At 53.2% G+C, this 19,314-nt stretch carries 16 protein-coding genes; all 16 read left to right on the forward strand.

Annotated features, from left to right (window positions below):
• The first annotated feature begins 1 nt into the window (after window position 1).
• The 16 genes from acnD to ABIE59_RS00695 all read left to right on the forward strand — a co-directional run bounded on the left by acnD (window position 2) and on the right by ABIE59_RS00695 (window position 19,154).
• A complete protein-coding gene (gene acnD, locus ABIE59_RS00620; protein WP_354443317.1) occupies window positions 2-2,626 on the forward strand; it encodes a Fe/S-dependent 2-methylisocitrate dehydratase AcnD in 2,625 nt (874 codons plus the stop codon).
• The gene (gene prpF, locus ABIE59_RS00625) at window positions 2,623-3,801 is read left to right on the forward strand and encodes a 2-methylaconitate cis-trans isomerase PrpF (protein WP_354443319.1); all 1,179 of its coding nucleotides are present in this window, start codon (window positions 2,623-2,625) and stop codon (window positions 3,799-3,801) included. The genes acnD and prpF overlap by 4 nt, the downstream gene beginning before the upstream one ends.
• A gap of 205 nt (window positions 3,802-4,006) precedes the next feature.
• A complete protein-coding gene (locus ABIE59_RS00630; RefSeq protein WP_354443321.1) occupies window positions 4,007-4,945 on the forward strand; it encodes a PEP-CTERM sorting domain-containing protein in 939 nt (312 codons plus the stop codon).
• Between the two features lie 171 nt (window positions 4,946-5,116).
• Window positions 5,117-6,529, forward strand: a complete 1,413-nt coding sequence (locus ABIE59_RS00635) for a TIGR03013 family XrtA/PEP-CTERM system glycosyltransferase (protein ID WP_354443323.1) — start codon at window positions 5,117-5,119, stop codon at window positions 6,527-6,529.
• 64 nt (window positions 6,530-6,593) lie between these two features.
• Window positions 6,594-7,238 (forward strand): XrtA/PEP-CTERM system exopolysaccharide export protein, encoded by a 645-nt coding sequence (locus tag ABIE59_RS00640; protein ID WP_354443325.1) that lies wholly within the window; start codon window positions 6,594-6,596, stop codon window positions 7,236-7,238.
• Window positions 7,239-7,279: 41 nt separating this feature from the next.
• Window positions 7,280-8,797, forward strand: a complete 1,518-nt coding sequence (locus ABIE59_RS00645) for an XrtA system polysaccharide chain length determinant (protein ID WP_354443327.1) — start codon at window positions 7,280-7,282, stop codon at window positions 8,795-8,797.
• Window positions 8,797-9,696, forward strand: coding sequence for a P-loop NTPase family protein (locus ABIE59_RS00650; RefSeq protein WP_354443329.1), 900 nt, complete (start codon window positions 8,797-8,799; stop codon window positions 9,694-9,696). Before ABIE59_RS00645 ends, ABIE59_RS00650 begins: the two co-directional genes overlap by 1 nt.
• On the forward strand, window positions 9,689-10,978 hold the full coding sequence (locus ABIE59_RS00655) for an outer membrane beta-barrel protein (RefSeq protein ID WP_354443331.1): 1,290 nt from the start codon (window positions 9,689-9,691) through the stop codon (window positions 10,976-10,978). The genes ABIE59_RS00650 and ABIE59_RS00655 overlap by 8 nt, the downstream gene beginning before the upstream one ends.
• 11 nt (window positions 10,979-10,989) lie before the next feature.
• Window positions 10,990-11,385, forward strand: coding sequence for a GtrA family protein (locus tag ABIE59_RS00660; protein WP_354443333.1), 396 nt, complete (start codon window positions 10,990-10,992; stop codon window positions 11,383-11,385).
• Window positions 11,386-11,398: 13 nt separating this feature from the next.
• Window positions 11,399-12,382: a glycosyltransferase family 2 protein gene (locus ABIE59_RS00665; RefSeq protein ID WP_354443335.1), complete on the forward strand. Its 984-nt coding sequence runs from the start codon at window positions 11,399-11,401 to the stop codon at window positions 12,380-12,382.
• Window positions 12,379-13,887, forward strand: coding sequence for a glycosyltransferase family 39 protein (locus ABIE59_RS00670; RefSeq protein ID WP_354443337.1), 1,509 nt, complete (start codon window positions 12,379-12,381; stop codon window positions 13,885-13,887). Before ABIE59_RS00665 ends, ABIE59_RS00670 begins: the two co-directional genes overlap by 4 nt.
• Window positions 13,884-14,792, forward strand: coding sequence for an XrtA system polysaccharide deacetylase (locus ABIE59_RS00675; RefSeq protein WP_354443339.1), 909 nt, complete (start codon window positions 13,884-13,886; stop codon window positions 14,790-14,792). The genes ABIE59_RS00670 and ABIE59_RS00675 overlap by 4 nt, the downstream gene beginning before the upstream one ends.
• Window positions 14,792-15,946 carry a glycosyltransferase family 2 protein gene (locus ABIE59_RS00680; RefSeq protein ID WP_354443689.1) on the forward strand — a complete coding sequence of 385 codons (1,155 nt, stop codon included), beginning with the start codon at window positions 14,792-14,794 and terminating at the stop codon, window positions 15,944-15,946. Before ABIE59_RS00675 ends, ABIE59_RS00680 begins: the two co-directional genes overlap by 1 nt.
• A gap of 4 nt (window positions 15,947-15,950) precedes the next feature.
• A complete protein-coding gene (locus tag ABIE59_RS00685) occupies window positions 15,951-17,090 on the forward strand; it encodes an acyltransferase family protein (RefSeq protein ID WP_354443341.1) in 1,140 nt (379 codons plus the stop codon).
• Window positions 17,068-18,159: a glycosyltransferase gene (locus ABIE59_RS00690; protein ID WP_354443343.1), complete on the forward strand. Its 1,092-nt coding sequence runs from the start codon at window positions 17,068-17,070 to the stop codon at window positions 18,157-18,159. The genes ABIE59_RS00685 and ABIE59_RS00690 overlap by 23 nt, the downstream gene beginning before the upstream one ends.
• Window positions 18,156-19,154 (forward strand): glycosyltransferase, encoded by a 999-nt coding sequence (locus ABIE59_RS00695; protein WP_354443345.1) that lies wholly within the window; start codon window positions 18,156-18,158, stop codon window positions 19,152-19,154. The genes ABIE59_RS00690 and ABIE59_RS00695 overlap by 4 nt, the downstream gene beginning before the upstream one ends.
• Window positions 19,155-19,314: the final 160 nt, after the last annotated feature.

A 19,314-nucleotide genomic window follows, 5' to 3' on the forward strand; every position in this document is an offset into this window, starting at 1 on the left:
TATGAATACCGAATTCAGAAAACCCCTTCCGGGCACCGACCTGGAATACTACGACACCCGCCAGGCAGTGGAGGCTATCCAGCCCGGCTCCTACGCCAAGCTGCCGTACACCTCAAAGATCCTGGCTGAGCAACTGGTGCGCCGCTGTGACAAGGAATCCCTCACCGACTCCCTGAAGCAGCTGATTGAACGCCGCCGCGACCTGGACTTCCCCTGGTACCCGGCGAGGGTTGTGTGCCACGACATCCTCGGCCAGACCGCCCTGGTAGACCTGGCCGGTCTTCGTGATGCCATCGCGGAGAAGGGCGGAGACCCTGCCAAAGTGAACCCGGTGGTGCAAACCCAACTGATCGTGGATCACTCCCTGGCCGTTGAAGCGCCGGGCTTTGACCCGGATGCGTTCGAGAAGAACCGCGCCATCGAAGATCGCCGCAATGAAGACCGTTTCCACTTCATCAACTGGACCCGCACCGCGTTCAAGAACGTAGACGTGATTCCAGCCGGTAACGGCATCATGCACCAGATCAACCTGGAAAAAATGTCGCCGGTGATCCAGAACCGCCCGGACGAAGATGGTCACCCCATCGCCTTCCCGGACACCTGCGTGGGCACCGACAGCCACACCCCACACATTGATGCCCTGGGTGTTATCGCGGTGGGCGTGGGTGGTCTGGAAGCGGAAACCGTGATGCTGGGCCGTCCGTCAATGATGCGCCTGCCGGACATCGTGGGTGTGAAGCTGACTGGCAAACGCCAGCCGGGCATTACCGCCACCGATATCGTGCTGGCCATTACCGAATTCCTGCGTAAGGAGCGCGTGGTTGGCGCCTACCTGGAATTCTTCGGGGAAGGTGCGTCCAGCCTCACCATCGGTGACCGTGCCACCATTTCCAACATGACGCCGGAATACGGCGCCACCGCCGCGATGTTCTACATCGATGAGCAGACCACCGATTACCTCAAGCTCACCGGCCGTGAGCCGGAGCAGGTGGATCTGGTGGAGAAATACGCCAGGGAAACCGGCCTGTGGGCCACGGAAATGACCGAAGCCCAGTACGAGCGTGTGCTGGAGTTTGATTTGTCTACCGTGGTGCGTAACGTGGCTGGCCCTTCCAACCCGCATCGTCGTGTAGCCACTTCTGATCTGCACGACCGCGGCATTGCCGTGAACCTGGACAAGGCTCTGGAAGAAGAGAAGAAGGGCCTGATGCCCGATGGCGCAGTGATCATCGCAGCCATTACCTCCTGCACCAACACCTCCAACCCCCGCAACGTGGTGGCGGCCGGCCTGCTGGCCAAGAAAGCCAACGAGCTGGGGCTGGTGCGTAAGCCGTGGGTGAAATCTTCCTTCGCGCCGGGCTCCAAGGTTGCCCGTCTGTACCTGGAAGAAGCCGGTCTGCTGCCGGAGCTGGAAAAGTTGGGCTTTGGTATCGTGGCCTACGCCTGCACCACCTGTAACGGCATGTCTGGTGCCCTGGACCCGAAAATCCAGCAGGAAATCATCGACCGCGACCTGTACTCCACAGCTGTGCTCTCCGGTAACCGCAACTTCGACGGCCGGATTCACCCGTACGCCAAGCAGGCGTTTCTGGCGTCCCCACCGCTGGTTGTGGCCTACGCCATCGCCGGTACCGTGCGTTTCGACATCGAGCAGGATGCCCTGGGCTACGACAAGGATGGCAAGCCGGTCACCCTGAAAGACCTGTGGCCGTCGGACGAAGAAATCGACCGTATCGTTGGTGAATTCGTGAAGCCGGAGCAGTTCAAGCAGGTGTACATTCCGATGTTCAACCTGGATGCGGCTGAACAGGCCGAAAGCCCGCTGTATGACTGGCGCCCGCAGTCCACCTACATCCGCCGCCCGCCGTACTGGGAAGGCACCATGGCCGCCGAGCGGGAACTCAAGGGCATGCGCCCGCTGGCTATCTTGCCGGACAACATCACCACCGACCACCTGTCGCCGTCCAACGCCATCATGATGGACTCGGCAGCCGGTGAGTATCTGCACAAGATGGGCCTGCCGGAGGAAGACTTTAACTCCTACGCCACCCACCGTGGTGACCACCTGACCGCCCAGCGTGCGACACTGGCCAACCCGAAACTATTCAACGAAATGGTGCGGGATGAAAACGGTGACGTGGTGCAGGGCTCCCTGGCCCGGGTTGAGCCGGAAGGCAAAACCATGCGCATGTGGGAAGCCATCGAAACCTACATGGAGCGCAAGCAGCCGCTGATCATCGTGGCCGGCGCCGACTATGGCCAGGGTTCTTCCCGTGACTGGGCGGCGAAGGGCGTTGCTCTGGCGGGCGTGGAAGCGATTGTAGCCGAAGGCTTCGAGCGCATTCACCGCACCAACCTGATCGGCATGGGCGTAATGCCCCTGCAGTTTGAAGAAGGCACCACCCGCCACACCCTGCATCTGGACGGCACCGAAACCTACGATGTGGAAGGCAAGGCTGCACCGGGTGCCAAACTTGAGCTGGTGATTCACCGCAAGACCGGCGAAGTGGACCGCGTCCCGGTGATCTGCCGCTTGGATACTGCGGAAGAAGTGACTGTGTACACCGCCGGCGGCGTACTGCAGCGCTTCGCGCAGGACTTCCTGGCTTCTGAGGGGGCGGCATGAGCTTCCCCCCACAAATAAAAGTCCCCGCCACCTACATGCGTGGCGGCACCAGCAAAGGCGTGTTCTTCCGCCTCCAAGACCTGCCGGAGCCCTGCCAGGTGCCCGGCGAAGCACGGGACAAGTTGCTGCAAAGGGTGATCGGCAGCCCCGATCCCTACGAAAAGCAGATCGACGGCCTGGGCAACGCCACTTCCAGTACCAGTAAAACGGTCATCCTGGCGGCGCCCACCCAGCCGGACCACGACGTGGATTACCTGTTCGGTCAGGTCTCCATCGACAAACCCTTCGTGGACTGGAGCGGCAACTGCGGCAACCTGACAGCTGCGGTTGGCGCCTTCGCCATCAACGGCGGTTTTGTCGCTAAAGACCGCATTCCGGACAACGGCATCTGCACCGTGCGCATCTGGCAGGCCAACATCCGGAAAACCATCGTGGCCCATGTGCCCATCACCAACGGTGAGGTGCAGGAAACCGGTGACTTCGAACTGGATGGCGTAACCTTCCCGGCCGCGGAAGTGAAAATCGAGTTCATGGACCCGGCCGATGGCGAAGGTGCCATGTTCCCCACCGGCAACCTGGTGGATGACCTGGACGTACCGGGCGTCGGCACCCTGAAAGCCACCATGATTAACGCCGGTATACCGACCATCTTCATTAACGCGGAAGACATCGGCTACAAAGGCACCGAGCTACAGAACGACATCAACAGCAATCCCAAAGCGTTGGCGATGTTCGAGACCATCCGGGCCCACGGCGCGGTAAAAATGGGCCTGATCAAGGACGTTGCCGAAGCCGCCAACCGCCAACACACGCCGAAAGTGGCCTTTGTGGCCAAACCGGTGGACTACGTGTCGTCCAGTGGCAAGCAGATCAATGCTGCAGACATTGATGTGTTGGTGCGGGCTTTGTCTATGGGCAAACTGCACCACGCCATGATGGGCACCGCAGCCGTGGCCATCGCCACCGCGTCCGCCATTCCGGGAACCCTGGTAAACCTGGCGGCCGGCGGCGGAGACCGCACCGAAGTCACCTTTGGTCACCCCTCCGGAACCCTGGGCGTGGGTGCTGAAGCCAAAGAAGTAAACGGCCAGTGGACCGCCACCAAAGCCATCATGAGCCGCAGCGCGCGGATAATCATGGAAGGCTGGGTGAGGGTGCCCGGCGACTGTTTCTGATCTGTTACAGTCAGGCCTGTGAGGTGTTGAAGGATTTTACACATTCTGGATACACCTCCGGCTTTTCCTTTCCGAAGTTCCTCTATCTCCCTGATATTTAAACCCTGACCTGAAACTGGACAGAAAATTGCTGTTCGATCCGCTCGGCCGGTGGTTATAAGCGCCGGTTAAAAATGCGGATTTTTTTCTAAAGGGAGATTAGACAGTGATAAGTATCTTGAAACCATTCGGTAAACCGGCCGTGCTGGCGAGTTGCACCACTCTGGCCTTGGCGTTCTCGGGCGCCTCCGTGGCTGCCCCAATCACCATGGAAGGTGATTATGTTCGTACTGCTATCAGTGACAACGGCACCCTGGGTTACGGCGGCAGTATGTCACCCGGCCTGTTGCACGATCCCAGTGGTACGCAGAACTGGGGAGCAGAAGACTACCTGACCCCGGGCAGCCCGTGGGAGATGTTCGGGGTTAAGGCCGATCAGTTCGGTACTGTGGCCAATAACAATGCAGGTTGGCCGACCAACATCGCCACAAGCAGCCTGACAGACCTCAGCGGTACCTCCTCATTCGATAACCACGTACTGTGGAGCGGCACCTATGGCGGGCTGTTCAATATCAGCCATGAATACGTTTTCAATGACAACTACGAGCGTATCGATGTATTGACGTCCATTGAAGCCCTGACGGACCTGACGAACCTCAAGTTCCTTCGGGCCATCGATCCCGACCCGGACGTAAATACCTACGGAAGCTTTGACACCATTAACACGCGTGGCGGAGCCGGCATTGCCGAGGAAGACTTCGTGAATTCCCAGGGCGCTCAGACTGGCCTCACGCTTGGCCTCTACACCAACTCAACCATCGAACATAACACCGGTATTACATCCTCGTGGAGTGAGAATCCGGATGTCTATCTGAGTGGCCAGAACGATGGCAACGGCGATAACGTGATTGGCCTGGCCTTCAATATCGGCAGCCTGTTCCAGGGCGATCTGATCAGACTGACCTACTCCTACGTGATGGGCGAAACCCTCGACAACGTAGACATTCCTGACGAGCCGGTGGCCAGTGTGCCGGAGCCAGGGACTCTTGGCCTTCTTGGGCTTGGGTTAGCAGGGTTGCTGGGGCTGCGTCGCCGCACTCTGTAAACTCGCCATATGGCATCCGATCGGGATCTCATTCTTGAGATCCCGTTCTTTGTTTTTAAAGGACTCATTGAAGTTTCAGGAGATTGAAGTACAATTCTGTTACGGTTTGTTACGGTGTGTAGCAAAGGATGCTGGCAGTACAGTGCAGTGAGAACCGCACAAGGAGTCGACGTGGCCCACGTCAGGTTGTTCAGACACTATATTCACTTACCTTTTGTTATCCTAGGCCTGATTGATCTGGTCGTGATGGGCTTTGCCTTTGGTTTGGCGGTGTTCTTCCGTTTTTTTGGTGAAGTCGGTTTCTTCTTTGAACACCTCTATTTTGTTTTTCCCTCCATCATTGCGTTTGCCCTGTTTAACCTGGTGGTCATGATCGCCCTGGGCGTGCATCAGTCCCGTGTGGAAGAGGGCATGTCCGGCATGATGCTGCGTACCATCATGGCCATGATTCTCGCCATACCGGTTCACGGTTTCGCTTACTTCATCGCGGATGACTGGCTTTGGTATCTGGGCAGCTTCGGCCTGCTTACCTCCGCCACAGTCCTGGCCATTTTTTCGTTAGGCATAGTGCGCGTGCTGTTTTTTGCCCTGGTTGGCAAAGAGGCTTTCAAACGCCGGGTATTGGTTCTTGGTGCAGGCCACCGTGCCAGGCAGCTACTGGAAGATCTCACCACCCCATTCAACCGCAAAGGCTTCACGCTTGATGGATTTGTCCCGCTACCGGACGAACCCATCGAAGTGGGCGATCAGCACCTGATCAACCTGCCTACCTCGTTACATGACTACGTATTGCGCCATCCCGTTCGGGAAATCGTGGTGGCCGTAGACGACCGCCGGCGCGGCTTGCCGATGGAAGACCTTCTGGAATGCAAAATGGAAGGTGTCAGTATTATTGACGGTGCCAATTTCTATGAGCGGGAATCGAGGAAAGTGGCCCTGGAAATGATCAGTCACGGTTGGCTGGTGTTCTCGGATGGTTTCTCCGTGTCGTCTGTCTACGGTGCGGGCAAGCGAACGCTCGATATTCTCGCGGCAGGCACACTGCTGCTGGCGACGTTTCCCATCATGATCCTCACCGCACTTGCCATCAAACTGGAAGACGGCTTCAAAGCGCCGGTGATCTATAGCCAGGAGCGGGTAGGGCTGAATAACAAAGTCTTCAAAGTTCATAAGTTCCGCTCGATGATCACCGATGCCGAAAAGGACGGAGCGGTCTGGGCAAAAAAGAACGATACCCGGGTAACTCGGGTTGGCGAGTTTATCCGGAAAGTCAGAATTGATGAGTTGCCACAGATCTTTAACGTTCTTAACGGCACCATGGCGTTTGTAGGGCCAAGGCCGGAACGCCCGGTATTTGTGGCGCAGTTATCAGAGAAGATCCCGTTTTACTCTGAACGCCACCGGGTAAAACCAGGACTGACCGGCTGGGCGCAGCTATGCTTTGCCTACGCAGACAACGAAGAAGACACGCGGGAAAAGCTTCGTTACGACCTTTACTACATCAAGAATCAGAGTTTGCTTCTTGATCTGTTGGTTATAATTCAGACAGTAGAAGTGGTATTGTTCAAAAAAGGATCAAGGTAGTTTCGGGAGTAAGCTGTTCCCGAAACATGGAATGCAGCACGGACCTCACAAGAGAGGGTATACGATGTCACGGAAGTATCTCACCCAAGGGCTGTTTGTGTCCTTCATGGCGGTAGCTTTGGCAACAGGTTGTGCAGGGCCGTCCGCATCTTCTCCTGACAAGATTCAGCGAGCACTCGCACTGGATACCCGCGACAGTGTGGACCAGTACATACTCGGTGCGACAGACGTTGTCCGGGTATCTGTGTGGCGCAACGAGGACTTGAGCATCTCCGTGCCGGTACGCCCGGACGGCAAGATATCCGTACCGCTGGTTGGCGATGTTCAGGCCAGTGGTAGAACGCCTGAAGAACTTGCCGGCTCAATCCGGGCATCCCTGGCCGAGTACATACGCGAACCGCAGGTAAGCGTGGTGGTGACCTCCATGGGCAGCCATGAGTTCACTGACCGGGTGCGTGTGACTGGCGCTGTGCGCCAGCCTGTGTCTATTCCCCATCGCAGTGGCATGACGGTACTGGATATGTTTCTCAATGCTGGCGGCGCCAACGAGTTTGCTGCCCTCAACAGGTCCATGCTTTACCGCAAGGTGGGCAACGAGGTAGTCGCTATCCCTGTGAAACTGGACGACATCCTGCGCAAGGGGCAGGTTGAAACCAATTACTCCATGCGCCCGGGCGACATCCTGACCATCCCGGAACGCAGTTTCTGACAGACGTTGTCTGAACCTTTGGTCTCGAATCGAGTGTAGCTATGGCATTACCGTTATCGCAGTTACCGCAAGAGATTATTCGCGAAGTGCGCCAGCGCAAGGGCCTGGCGTTCTTGTTGTTTGTGGTTGTCAGTTTTGCGGTGCTGGGTGCCGGGTTTATATGGCCTTACAAGTACCAGGCAGACACCATTATCTTCGTGGATGACCGGAATATTATTGCGCCCTTGATGGAAGGGCGTGCGGTTACCACCAAGATTAATGATCGAACATCGGCGGCCCGAGAGCTTCTGATGAGCCGAACCTTAATTGAGCGGGTGGCTTCAGACCCGGAGATCTACCGCAACGCTTCTATGGACCCGGATGCTTTGGAAGGGCGCATCGCTAAAATCCGAAGTGGGCTATCGGTGCGCCCCCGGGGCGACAGCTACTTCAGTATTGGCTTTTCTTCGACTTCCCAAATGGAAGCCTTCCGTGTAGCCCAAAAGCTTGGCCAGGTGTTCATAGAAGAGACCAAAGACCGGAAACGGTCAGAAAGCCGCAACGCCTATGACTTCATCGACAAGCAGGTGAAAAGTTACGAGCAACAACTGACCCAGGCCGAAAATCGCCTGAAACAGTTTCTCTCCGAAAACACCGACGGCACGGAGCAGGAGGCAAACTCCAGAATGGCTCAGCTGCGTAACCAGCTGGAGTTGGCTCAGCTAGAAAAGGAAGAGCTGAGAACACGTATTGCTTCTTTGCAAGGACAACTCAACAACATCCGGCCAACCATTCGCCAGGGCAGAACCGAGGATGCGTTCCGGGAGCGGATTCGGACACTGGAAGAGCGATTGGATGCCTTGAGGCTCCAATACCACGACACCTATCCGGATATTGTGATCACCCAGGAACAGCTGGCCGAGCTCAAACGCCAACGGGATCTGGCTGCGGCACAGCAAGGCGGCACCACCTCCCTTGATGGCGAAGAGGCAGTGAACCCGCTTTACCAGGAACTCAGCGCTGCACTCTCCAAAACCCGAGCGGATATGGCGACCATTGATACCCGTATCAACTCGTTACAGCGCCTTATGGAACAGCAAACACAGCGCATGGAGCGCATACAGGCAAATAAAGCCCAGTATTCGGAACTCACCCGAGACATGGAAGTAAACCGCGAAATCTATGACGACCTGCTCAAGCGCAGGGAAAAAGCGCGGGTGTCCATGCATCTAGATATAGAAGGGCAGGGATTGAATTACCGAATTAACGAAGCAGCCCAGTTCCCCAGAACCCCCTCTGGCCCCCAGTTTTCCATGTTCGCCATGGCCGGGATTTTCCTTGGGTTGGCAGCGCCTTTTGGGGCGGTTGCCGGGTTGCTCCAGGTAGATCCCCGAATTCGTGCCCGTAAGCAGCTTGAAGACGGCATCGGTTTACCGGTCCTGATCGAAATTCCGGAAGTGCGCACCCCCTTTGAGAAACGCCGGGACCGGCGGGTCACCATGATGGTCGGCATTTTTGTCGTGTTAACTGCAGCGGTGTATATCACCATCGTTGTGCTCGCCCAACTGGGAGTGATCTGATGCCAGAACAACGAAATGATCAGCCCGAACTGGATCCAACAGAGCAACGCTCTGGACAATCAGAGGAGCAAGGCGCTCGCAGTGCGGATGAGCAGTCTTTCTGGTTGAAGCGCAAAGAACGTCTCAAGCAAGAACTCGGACACTTTGACGAAGACGACTCGAGGATGCTGGTACCCAGTTCCCTTGAACTTGGGCCGGGCGCTGTCGATAAGTACGTCATCAGCAAGCAAATTGTACGGATGCAGGAGCCAAGGCGGCTGACACCTGATGATCTGGACGAACGCCGCATTATCTATCCTGAATCCCGCAACCGGACCCTCGTTAACCGGTTTCGGGATCTGCGGACCAAGCTTCTGGAGCTTTCCGGCGGCAACAATTTCACCCTCGTGGTGAGCGGAGCCTCCTCTGGGGCTGGGTCATCCTTCGTAGCGCTCAACCTGGCCGCAGCCTTTGCTTTCGACCAGGCAAAAACCGCGCTGATTATCGACTGCAACCTCCGGGAACCATCCCTGCACACCACGCTTGATGTGATGCCGGAAACGGGCCTGACCGACTTTCTCGACGACCCGGACTACGACATTTCCAGAATCCTGTATCCGACCGGTATCCCACGGTTGAGACTTATCCCGGCTGGCAGCCGCCGTGAAACGCCGTCGGAATTCTTTACATCGTTCCGAATGAAGCAGTTCCTGCAAGCCGTTCGCCGCCGCTACCCAGATCGCTTCATTGTTTTGGATACTGCGCCCATTTCTGAATCACCTGATGCTAGGATTCTGACCGAATTGTGTGACTACGCCATGCTGGTGGTTCCTCACGGCAAGATCACAGCAACTACCGCTGAGCATGCTGCCACCGCTTTCAACCCGGATAAATTTGTGGGAGCGGTGATCAATGGATAGCAAGCAGGGCGCAGGGATGCCCCTCAGCAGAATACTGGCGATCGGGCTCTTGCTGGCGTGTGCCGGTGCTGCAACCACTGCCCAAGGTAATTCCGAGGTCACCGGGGGCCTGGACACCCGCTTCACCGATAATGCCCGCAAAGCCAGTAGCGGTGAAACCAGTGATATGGAAACCCGGGCCTACATCAGAGCTGGCTATCGCACTGACCCCGGCCGCTGTAATGCAGACTTTACCGGTACCCTGGGCTATTCCTTGTGGCACGACAACTCTTTTGATGACGAAGCCTTTGGAGAGATGGACTTCACCGGTGATTGCGAACTGGCGAACCGTTTTTACTGGGATGTCAGCAACAACCTGCGTGAAGTGAACCAGGACGCAACTCAGAGCAACACCCCTGACAACCGAACTCGCAAAAACGTTTTCAGCACCGGCCCCCGCTACCTTTTACGCCTGAACGACACCAACTGGCTGAACTTGTCTGCCCGATATGAAAACGTCGAGTTCAGTGAGCCGGAAGAATCGGACAGCGAACGCTACATCGGCTCCGTGGCGTGGAACCACATCGTAAGCCAGACACTGACTGCAGGTGTGAGCACCTCATACAGCCGTACCGAGTACGACACCGATGCAGAGGTTGATGTAAAGAGCGCCAGACTGACGTTTTCCAATGTATGGGCGACCACAAGATTGTCTGGTGCCATCGGGGTGAGCGAAATAGAAACCCGCTTTGGTTCAACCACCCAAAGCAGCGACGGCCTGATCGGCGAGCTGGACCTCACACGCACCATTACCCCAAGCCTGGATTGGTACCTGCGCGGTGCCCGGGAGCTAACCGACCGCACCTCCAGCTTTGACATCCGGTTTGGTGAGTTCGAGTTCAACCTGCGTGACAGCATCTCGGTTGAAACTACCACGCTCTCTACCGGTATTAACCAGCGCTATTCAGACCGGTCATCCCTGACTGTTGATGTGTATGCCAGCCAGGCGGATTATCTGGAGTCACCGGAGCGAGAGGACAAGTCCGGGCTTAACGCGCGCTATTCAAGACCTCTGACGGAATTGGCCAGTGGTTACGCCGGCATCGGCTATGACTACACCAAGTTCCAGAGCGACCAGGCAGATGACCGCACACTCAGGCTGGAAGCCGGTACCGAGTACCAGGCAACCCGGGACTTCAACCTGGTGGCGAAAGTCGGGCACGAAAGAAAAGTAAGTGATGTGCCTACCCGGGAGTACGACGAGAACTGGGTGTTGGTTGGGGTGGAGTACCGGTTTAGGTAGGTGAGTGGAAAATGCTGACGAATGCTGAAGGAATAGTGAATAAGCTCGCCGCCTATGGGTTGGCAGGCATCGTTGGCACATTTTTTCACTATCTTACCCTATACAGCTTTGTGGAATTTGCGGGTGTTGGCGTTCTTGCCGCAACCGGTATTGGGTTTGTGGTTGGTGCGATAATCAACCACGAACTTAACCGGCGTTATGTGTTCAGGGGTGCAGGTGGGCGATACGCCGAGACTGCAGTCAGATTTTTTGCCATAGCGGTGCTTGGTTTTTGTATAAACATGCTGGCGATGTACCTTTTGCATTCGCTGATACATGTCTATTACTTGTTGGCGCAACTGATAGCGACAGCCGGGGTGTTCCTGGTTACTTTCGTTTTAAACAAGTCTTGGACGTTCAGGGCATAGGATGGCGGGCCGAATGGATTCTTTGACGGTACTGGTGCCGGTCTATAACGAGGAAGCTGTAATCGATGAGTTCTATCGTCGTACGGTTGCTGTGTGCGAAAGCCTCGACAGAACGCAGTTCGAGATCCTTTTTGTAGATGATGGAAGCTCAGACGGGTCGTGCGACATTATCAGTGGTCTTATTGCGAAGGATCCGCGCCTTTCATTGCTCCGACTCTCAAGGAACTTTGGAAAAGAAGCCGCGCTAACGGCTGGGCTTGATCATGTAGACGCGGATGCCATCGTTATCATCGATGCAGATCTCCAGGACCCCCCGGAACTTATCCCGGATATGCTCGCTCTCTGGAAAAAAGGGTACGACACAGTATACGGCCAGAGAACCGAGCGGCACGGTGAGTCTTTCGTTAAAAAGTTAACTGCCAGTGCTTTTTACCGTTTGATGGCCCATGTCGGACGATTCTCGATTCCCCGCGATACAGGAGATTTTCGCCTGCTAAGCCGGCGTGCGGTGAATGCGCTGCGGTGCCTGCCGGAGTCCAACCGCTTTATGAAAGGGCTATTCTCCTGGATTGGCTACCCTCAAATCGCGCTCCAGTATTCCCGCGATCCCCGCCATGCGGGCGAAACCAAATTCAATTACTGGAAGCTGTGGAACTTTGCGCTTGATGGTATTACATCGTTCACCACAATCCCCCTGAAGCTGGCATCTTACATCGGGGTTTTTCTGGCCTTTGGCTCCTTCTTATACGGCGCCTACGTTATTGTAAAAACCCTGATCTGGGGGGATCCCGTTCCCGGTTATCCGTCATTGATGACCGTAATTCTTTTCATTGGCGGTATCCAACTCATGTTCCTTGGTGTGCTGGGGGAATACCTCGGGCGAATGTTCGACGAGACCAAACGCCGTCCTCTTTATCTGATTCAGGAGCATGTGCGTGGTTCTGATTTCAGGGGCTCGGTTAGTACGGCAGAGTATGCCAGGGAAGATGTCAAATGACCCTGCAGTTATCGTCTACAGAACGCAATCTATGGTTTGTTGCCCTGCTTGTATCTATTGGCTTATGTCTGTTTTACGGGCTTCGGTACAGTCTCAGTGAAGGGGTCTGGTTTGACGAGGCACTGACCACTTACTTTATCGGCTTGGGCTGGGCCGATCTGTTTCACTTCATTGCCCGGTATGAAGCCAACATGGCGTTATATTACATCGTGCTCAAATTCTGGAGCATGGCGGCAGGCTCCGAATTTGCCCTGCGGGTGTTTTCCTTGCTTTGTTATGCTGGCGCACTCTGGTTTATGTTCCTACCGATTAATAAGCACTTAGGGATACGAGCTGCGTTTACTTTTCTGATCTTAACCCTCTGTCATTTCTATCTTGCTCGCTACAGCGTGGAAATCCGGGGTTATGCCCTTGCGCTGCTATTCATGGCCCTGATGTGGTTCTGCTGGACGCGCATTGTTCTCGACGGCGAACGTCGTTACTGGCTTTGGTATGTATTGGCGGGCTTGTTTGCGGTGCATACTCATTTCTACATTGCGCTTGGAATTTTTTGCCTTGGTTTGATGGCGTTGCCGGCATTGAAGAGCCGTGGAGACTTCGGCAGATGGCTTGGTGCTCATTTGGTTATTGGTGTGAGCTTTCTACCCATTCTTGCTTTCGTGGTGTTCAAGGAAAGTGGACAACTGGCCTGGCTGACTGCGCCTGACCTAAAATCTCTCATCTATCTCGGTTTTGATTATTCCGGAGCCGCTCCTGAAGCCAGTAGACCGGTGCGCTTTGGATTGCTGTTTGCAGTTGGCATCTTGGTAGTAATTGGCTTGCTGCGGGTGTTGTATTCCGAGGGTGGAATCAAGGTGCGAGGTAACAGGCTGCTTCAGCTCTGGATTAGTGCGCTTGTCATCGCTGTGGTGCCTGTTGGGATTGTATTTCTGGTTTCTCAGTTTGAGCCTGTTTTCTCCACACGCTTTTTTACACCGTTCATGCCTTTTTATCTGATGCTGGCGGCGATCGGGGTGACGCTGGCGTTCCGCACCTGGGCCATGGCACCCGTGGCGCTGGCCATGCTGCTCCTGGCATTGTCTGCCCACGCCTACACCCATCGGGAACCTAACCGTTGGGCAGAGGCTTTTGGTTTTCTGGCTGATCACTGTGGCAATAATCAGGCTGTTCTTTACATGACCCCACGGGGGCAGGCTGCCATTAACTACTACGAGAAGCACGATCCCACCGGCTGTGATCTGGATCCATTGCCTTTTGAATTGGTTCCGGAAAACTATTTTAAGGGGCCGGATGAGTATCCAGATCAACTGGAGGGACTCAATCAATACCGGACGGTATGGCTAGTAATGACCCATCTCTCAAACCCTGAAAGAGACAAGCTGGATCGTTACCTGGAGCAAGTTGAATCTACTGCAGGCCCGTGCGAGCCCGCATACAGTAATGTTGCGGTAGAAATACACAGGTGCTCACAGGTTGGCATCCGGGAGGTGACGAAAACGCCATGAACAAACAACCCATTTCCAACGCTTTAACCATCGACGTGGAAGACTATTTCCAGGTAGCCGCTCTGGCAGAGGCCGTTGATCGTAATCGTTGGCACGCCATGGAATACCGGGTGGAAGCCAATGTAAACCGGCTCCTGACCTTGCTGGACGAAGCGCAGTGCAAGGCCACCTTTTTTACCCTGGGGTGGGTAGCTGATAAATCACCAAACCTGGTAAAGGCTATTCAGAGAGCTGGCCATGAAGTAGCAAGCCATGGTTACAGCCACCAGTTGATCTACAACCAAACGCCAGAGGTTTTTCGAGAAGAAACTCGTAGGTCTAAGCAGACCCTTGAAGATATCACCGGTGAAGCAATTACTGGTTATCGAGCGGCGAGCTATTCCATCACCAACCAGTCCCGCTGGGCACTGGATATTCTGGCGGAAGAAGGTTTTACCTGGGACTCCTCCATATTCCCGGTGCACCACGACCGATATGGCATGCCCGGCACACCCCGCTGGCCCCACAAGCTGACAACCGATAAAGGCTATGAGCTTGCTGAATTCCCCTTGAGTACCCTGAAGTTCCCCGGTTACACATTACCCATAGCGGGTGGCGGGTACTTCCGACTGTTCCCCTACTGGTTCAGTCGCTGGGGCCTGGGCAGCATCAATCGCCAGGGCCAGCCATTTGTGTTTTACCTGCACCCCTGGGAAATCGACCCGGGGCAACCCAGGCTAGAGGTAAAATGGTTCTCCCGCTTCCGTCATTACAACAATCTGGATGTTTGCGAACAACGCTTAACCAGGCTGTTACGCCATTTCAACTTCACGACTATGAGTGATGTGCTGCGCAGTCAGGGCGTGTTGGACTCGTCACGCGACAACAAGCTCTCAATAACAGCCGTATCAGGAGCAACTGTGTGATGCAGTTTCTGTTCTGGCTATCCCTGGCGTTGCTGTTTTATATCTATTTTGGTTACCCACTGCTAGCCAAAGTGATTGCGAAGATTGCCGATCGCGAAGTACAAAAAAGCGGGAGCTATGAGCCCACGGTCTCCATCCTCATCGCAGCCTATAACGAGGCAAACGATATTGGGGCCACACTCAGAAACAAACTGGCTCTGGACTATCCCACAGACAAAATTGAAGTTTTGGTGATTTCTGACGAATCCGATGACGGCACGGACGATATCGTCCACGAAGTGGCGGAAGATGCTGCTTTTCCCGTCCGCTTGTTCCGGCAAGTACCCCGGCAGGGCAAAACTTCGGGCCTCAACACGCTAGTGCCGGAAGCAAACGGTGAGATCATCCTGTTCTCTGATGCGAATTCTCATTGGGATACTCAGGCCCTCAAACAGCTGTGTAGCAACTTTGCGGACCCGGCCGTAGGCTATGTCACCGGAAAAATGGTTTATGTAAATAAAGATGGCTCCCTCGTGGGGGATGGCTGCAGCGCCTACATGAAGTATGAAAACTGGCTACGGGAGCAGGAAACAAAAATTGGCTCTGTTGTTGGCGTAGACGGCGGTATTGATGCAATGCGCAGGGCGCTGTACAAACCACTCAGAGCGGACCAGTTACCGGACTTTGTTCAGCCGTTAAAAGTTGTTGAGCAGGGCTACCGCGTAGTCTATGAGCCAGAGGCACTGCTCAAGGAAGAAGCACTGAGTGATGGAAGTAGCGAGTTCAGCATGCGGGTGCGCGTAAGCCTGCGGGCGTTATGGGCGCTGAAAGATATGAAGCACCTGATGAATCCGGCAAGAGACCCAATCTTCGCCTTGCAGCTTATATCCCACAAAATGCTTCGCTATGCCGCATTTGTCCCGATGATCACCCTGGCCATCGCCACACTCCTGCTGGCACCCAAAGGTGGCATCTACCTGCTCGCAGCACTGGGGTACATCGCATTCTTGGCACTGGCCTGGCTGGGCCGAAAGAAAGAAGGAGGCGGGCAATCGCTCTCAGCGGTATATTCGATACCTTATTACTTCATGTTGCTCAATCTGGCCTCTTACAAAGCGGTTTTTGCGTTTTTGAGGGGGGAGAAGAAAGTGATTTGGAATCCAAGAAAGGGATGAGATTTTGACCAGTCAGGGAAGTCGCGTAAGTAGCCAAGACAGAATTTCTCAGAGTGATTCTCTATTCCTTGACCGGCTCAGAGGCCTGTCGATTCTTCGGGTGATGCTCGTTCATCTTGGGTTGTCCTGGTTTTTTACTCCATATTCCCAATTCGTTCATATGTTCTTGCCGCTATTGTTCTTCGTTGCCGGCGCAGTGTCATTCTACAGCTTCAAGAGAGCACCGAGCCTCGGTAACTACAGCCTGCGGCGTCTTCTGTCGGTTGTCATGCCATACTATGTGATTGTCATTGCTGCCTTCATCTTTATCTGGCTTATTGAGCTTCGAGTTCCTCAATTTCACGGAAGGGAAATTCTGGACTGGTTGTTCATAGACCCAGAGCGGGATCATATGCCTTTTCCAATGGGACAAGTATGGTTCATCCATGCGATGGCTATTATGGTGGTTGTCTCGCTTCCGGTTTTTGCCGTTTCCCGGAAACTGCCTTGGCCCCTTCTTTTGGGCACCTTCTGTTCTGTGCTCTTAACGGTTGTACATCAGATTTTTGACGTAAGTCATTATTTTTACCTGCTGGATCACAATTTTTATCAGGCGCTCAGTAACATAAGTTTCTTTTTCTTCGGAGCATTTTTTTTCTGCCTAAAAGAATTCTTCACCGCAAAAGTGAATTTTTTGTTTCTCTCTTTTTGTTTGTTTTTGCTTATTTTTAGTATTCTTGTTATTGACGTCGATATTAACATGGCGAAACATAGCTATGCGCCTACCTTTTATTATGTCTCTGGTGGGTTTTTCTCGATATTTTTGGTCGTAACTTTAAAATCTTTCATTACTAAAATTCTAAATAATAATGCATTGCTAAACAAATTCGTTATATTTCTGAGTGATAATGCTTACGCAATTTTCATGATCCATTCTCTGATAATAATGCTATCTGAAAAATATCTGAATTTAGTGGATGTTGCTGGTCGGCCAATTTTTGCGATTGCTAAGATTATAATTGTGGTTTTTGTAAGCTGTCTGATTTCTGCTCCGATAACGCGAGCATGTAAATTAATTGTTAAAAATATTCAAGATTTTATTTTTAGTCTAAAAAGTTCATTTGTTAAAAGTAATATATTTAATGAAAGTTCTACACCTGATTGATAGCAGCGGCTTCTATGGTGCGGAGAAGATGTTGATGACTCTTGCTCGTAGACAGGTCGATAGCGGAATTGATGTCTCGATTTTAAGTGCCGGGACCCCAGATGATGCTGCCAAAGCCATAGAGTTAGTTTGCGAACAGGAGTCGCTGAGGTGCATCCCATGGCGCATGAAGACGGGGTTTAATTTCAAGGCAGCTGTTGAAATAGCCGATTGGGCAACAGCAAACGGCTATACCGTGCTGCATTCACACGGATACAAGTTTAATATCCTGATGGGGCTATTGCGAAAAAAACACCGTCGGATTGCTTTGGTAACTACCATACATGGCTACACTGCAAGCAGAATATTTTCCAAGCTGTTCATCTATAAATTACTCGATTGCGCATTAAGTTTCAGACCTGACAGGGTCGTCGTTGTAAACGACGGTTTACGGAAAACGCTTTGGTCCAAAAATAATGTTCGCTTTATTCCTAATGGTATCGACGCTGATGATCCGGTTTTTTCATCCACTCCTGTCGATATCCCTGATAGTCAGTTCATCGTTGTAGTTGGCAGGCTATCGAGGGAAAAGGCTGTTGAAAGGGCAATCTCCGCATTTACGAGTATATCGTGTAAATATCCAAATTTGAGGTTACTGATTATCGGCGAAGGCCCTGAGCGTAAGGAACTTGAGAGGCTTGCACAAAACTCTGGAGAATCGGATCGAATTATTTTTACTGGATATAAGGATAATGCCGTTACGTATATAGAGAGGGCTGAAGCTCTGATAATTTCCTCAGAAAGTGAGGGCCTTCCGTTAACGCTGTTGGAAGCCATGCGGGTGCGGACACCAGTGGTAAGCACGCCGGTTGGAGGAATTTCCAGGGTTTTAGGTGGCGGGGAATACGGATATTTGTCATCAGACACAACAGAAAAGTCCCTTGCCGAAGCACTGATGCAACTTTTTAATAATCCGGGCCTGGCATCGGAAAAAGCCGACCGTGCACGTAACAGGTTTTTGGAAGAATACACATCCGAAAAGATGAATGAGCGTTATCTCGAACTCTACCAGGAAGTTTTATCACCATGAATGAAAAGTCTGCCATCTGGGTGACCTGGGAGTACCAGACCCGCAATGGGAGCCTGTCCAGGCTCCTGAAAGTCCCGCTATACGAAATTGTCTCGGAGAAGACTGGGTTGAGACGCTACGCTGAATCCTTGCTGAGAACTTTTCGCCTGATTCGCTCCGAAAAACCCCAGGTGGTTTTCTGTCAGAACCCCTCAATCGTTCTGAGTTTGTTCTGTGTTCTTTTCAAGAACTTTCTGTCTTACGCAGTCGTCGTAGATGAGCACAATGCTGGTTTGTTTCCCCTTGATGGTCAAAAAAAACTCTTGAACTGGATCGCCCGTTATATTGTTCGCAAGGCGGATGCCGTTATCGTTACCAACGATTCGCTTGCTGAAATTTGCAGCGATTGGTCAGGACGGCCAATAGTAATGGAAGATCCGCTGCCGGATTTTAAGGAAGAATATGCGATTACTCAGAAAGTTAAGAAAAATATGGTGGTGTGTGCCGGTAGACCGTTTGAGCTATTGTTTATATGTACCTGGGCACCGGATGAGCCCTATATGAACGTGCTTCAGGCTGCTAAGAGCTTTTCCAAGGATGCTCTGAGAATAACAATCACGGGGAATCACAGGAATAAAATCGACCCACTCGCTGTTCCCGACAATGTTCATCTCACCGGATTCCTCAGTAAGTCGGATTATGTGAATCATCTGGCCAAGGCAGATGGTGTTCTTGTCCTGACAACCCGGCAGGATTGTCTGAATTGCGGCGCCTATGAGGCTGTTTCATTGCTTAAACCCGGTATTCTCAGCGACACCTCTGCGCTGAGGGGGTATTTTGCCAGTGGATTCGTGTTTACCGATAATAGTGCTGAAAACTTGGTAGAATGCATTAAATTGCTGATGGAGCAAGCCCGCTCGCTCCGTGCAGGCGTCAGAGATCTTAAAAAAGCATGTGAGAACAACGATATTGCCAACTATAGTAAAATAAGAGAGTTTCTTGAAAAACTGGTTTAGAGTTATTCTTAAGACAGGCAAAGTAGTGAGTATCGTTGCAGGAGATAACAGACACTGGCGGGGTGTTCGCCAAAGTTACTGAAGCGTTTGTTAGGAAAAACAGTTAAATTTCCGCTAGGTGCGTTCTCTCTAGGGGCGCAACGTTGAACATTTCGGGAGA

Origin of the sequence: Marinobacter sp. MBR-99, from assembly GCF_040547575.1 — a bacterium.
Classification (GTDB): Bacteria; Pseudomonadota; Gammaproteobacteria; order Pseudomonadales; family Oleiphilaceae; genus Marinobacter.

Bases quoted from the DNA above. Each gene is read 5' to 3' on its own strand.
- ABIE59_RS00660 (WP_354443333.1), top strand. From the start codon at position 10,990: ATGCTGACGAATGCTGAAGGAATAGTGAATAAGCTCGCCGCCTATGGG.
- ABIE59_RS00675 (WP_354443339.1), top strand. From the start codon at position 13,884: ATGAACAAACAACCCATTTCCAACGCTTTAACCATCGACGTGGAAGAC.
- ABIE59_RS00690 (WP_354443343.1), top strand. From the start codon at position 17,068: ATGAAAGTTCTACACCTGATTGATAGCAGCGGCTTCTATGGTGCGGAG.
- ABIE59_RS00680 (WP_354443689.1), top strand. From the start codon at position 14,792: ATGCAGTTTCTGTTCTGGCTATCCCTGGCGTTGCTGTTTTATATCTAT.
- ABIE59_RS00650 (WP_354443329.1), top strand. From the start codon at position 8,797: ATGCCAGAACAACGAAATGATCAGCCCGAACTGGATCCAACAGAGCAA.
- ABIE59_RS00665 (WP_354443335.1), top strand. From the start codon at position 11,399: ATGGATTCTTTGACGGTACTGGTGCCGGTCTATAACGAGGAAGCTGTA.
- acnD (WP_354443317.1), top strand. From the start codon at position 2: ATGAATACCGAATTCAGAAAACCCCTTCCGGGCACCGACCTGGAATAC.
- ABIE59_RS00645 (WP_354443327.1), top strand. From the start codon at position 7,280: ATGGCATTACCGTTATCGCAGTTACCGCAAGAGATTATTCGCGAAGTG.
- ABIE59_RS00655 (WP_354443331.1), top strand. From the start codon at position 9,689: ATGGATAGCAAGCAGGGCGCAGGGATGCCCCTCAGCAGAATACTGGCG.
- ABIE59_RS00695 (WP_354443345.1), top strand. From the start codon at position 18,156: ATGAATGAAAAGTCTGCCATCTGGGTGACCTGGGAGTACCAGACCCGC.
- ABIE59_RS00640 (WP_354443325.1), top strand. From the start codon at position 6,594: ATGTCACGGAAGTATCTCACCCAAGGGCTGTTTGTGTCCTTCATGGCG.
- ABIE59_RS00670 (WP_354443337.1), top strand. From the start codon at position 12,379: ATGACCCTGCAGTTATCGTCTACAGAACGCAATCTATGGTTTGTTGCC.
- prpF (WP_354443319.1), top strand. From the start codon at position 2,623: ATGAGCTTCCCCCCACAAATAAAAGTCCCCGCCACCTACATGCGTGGC.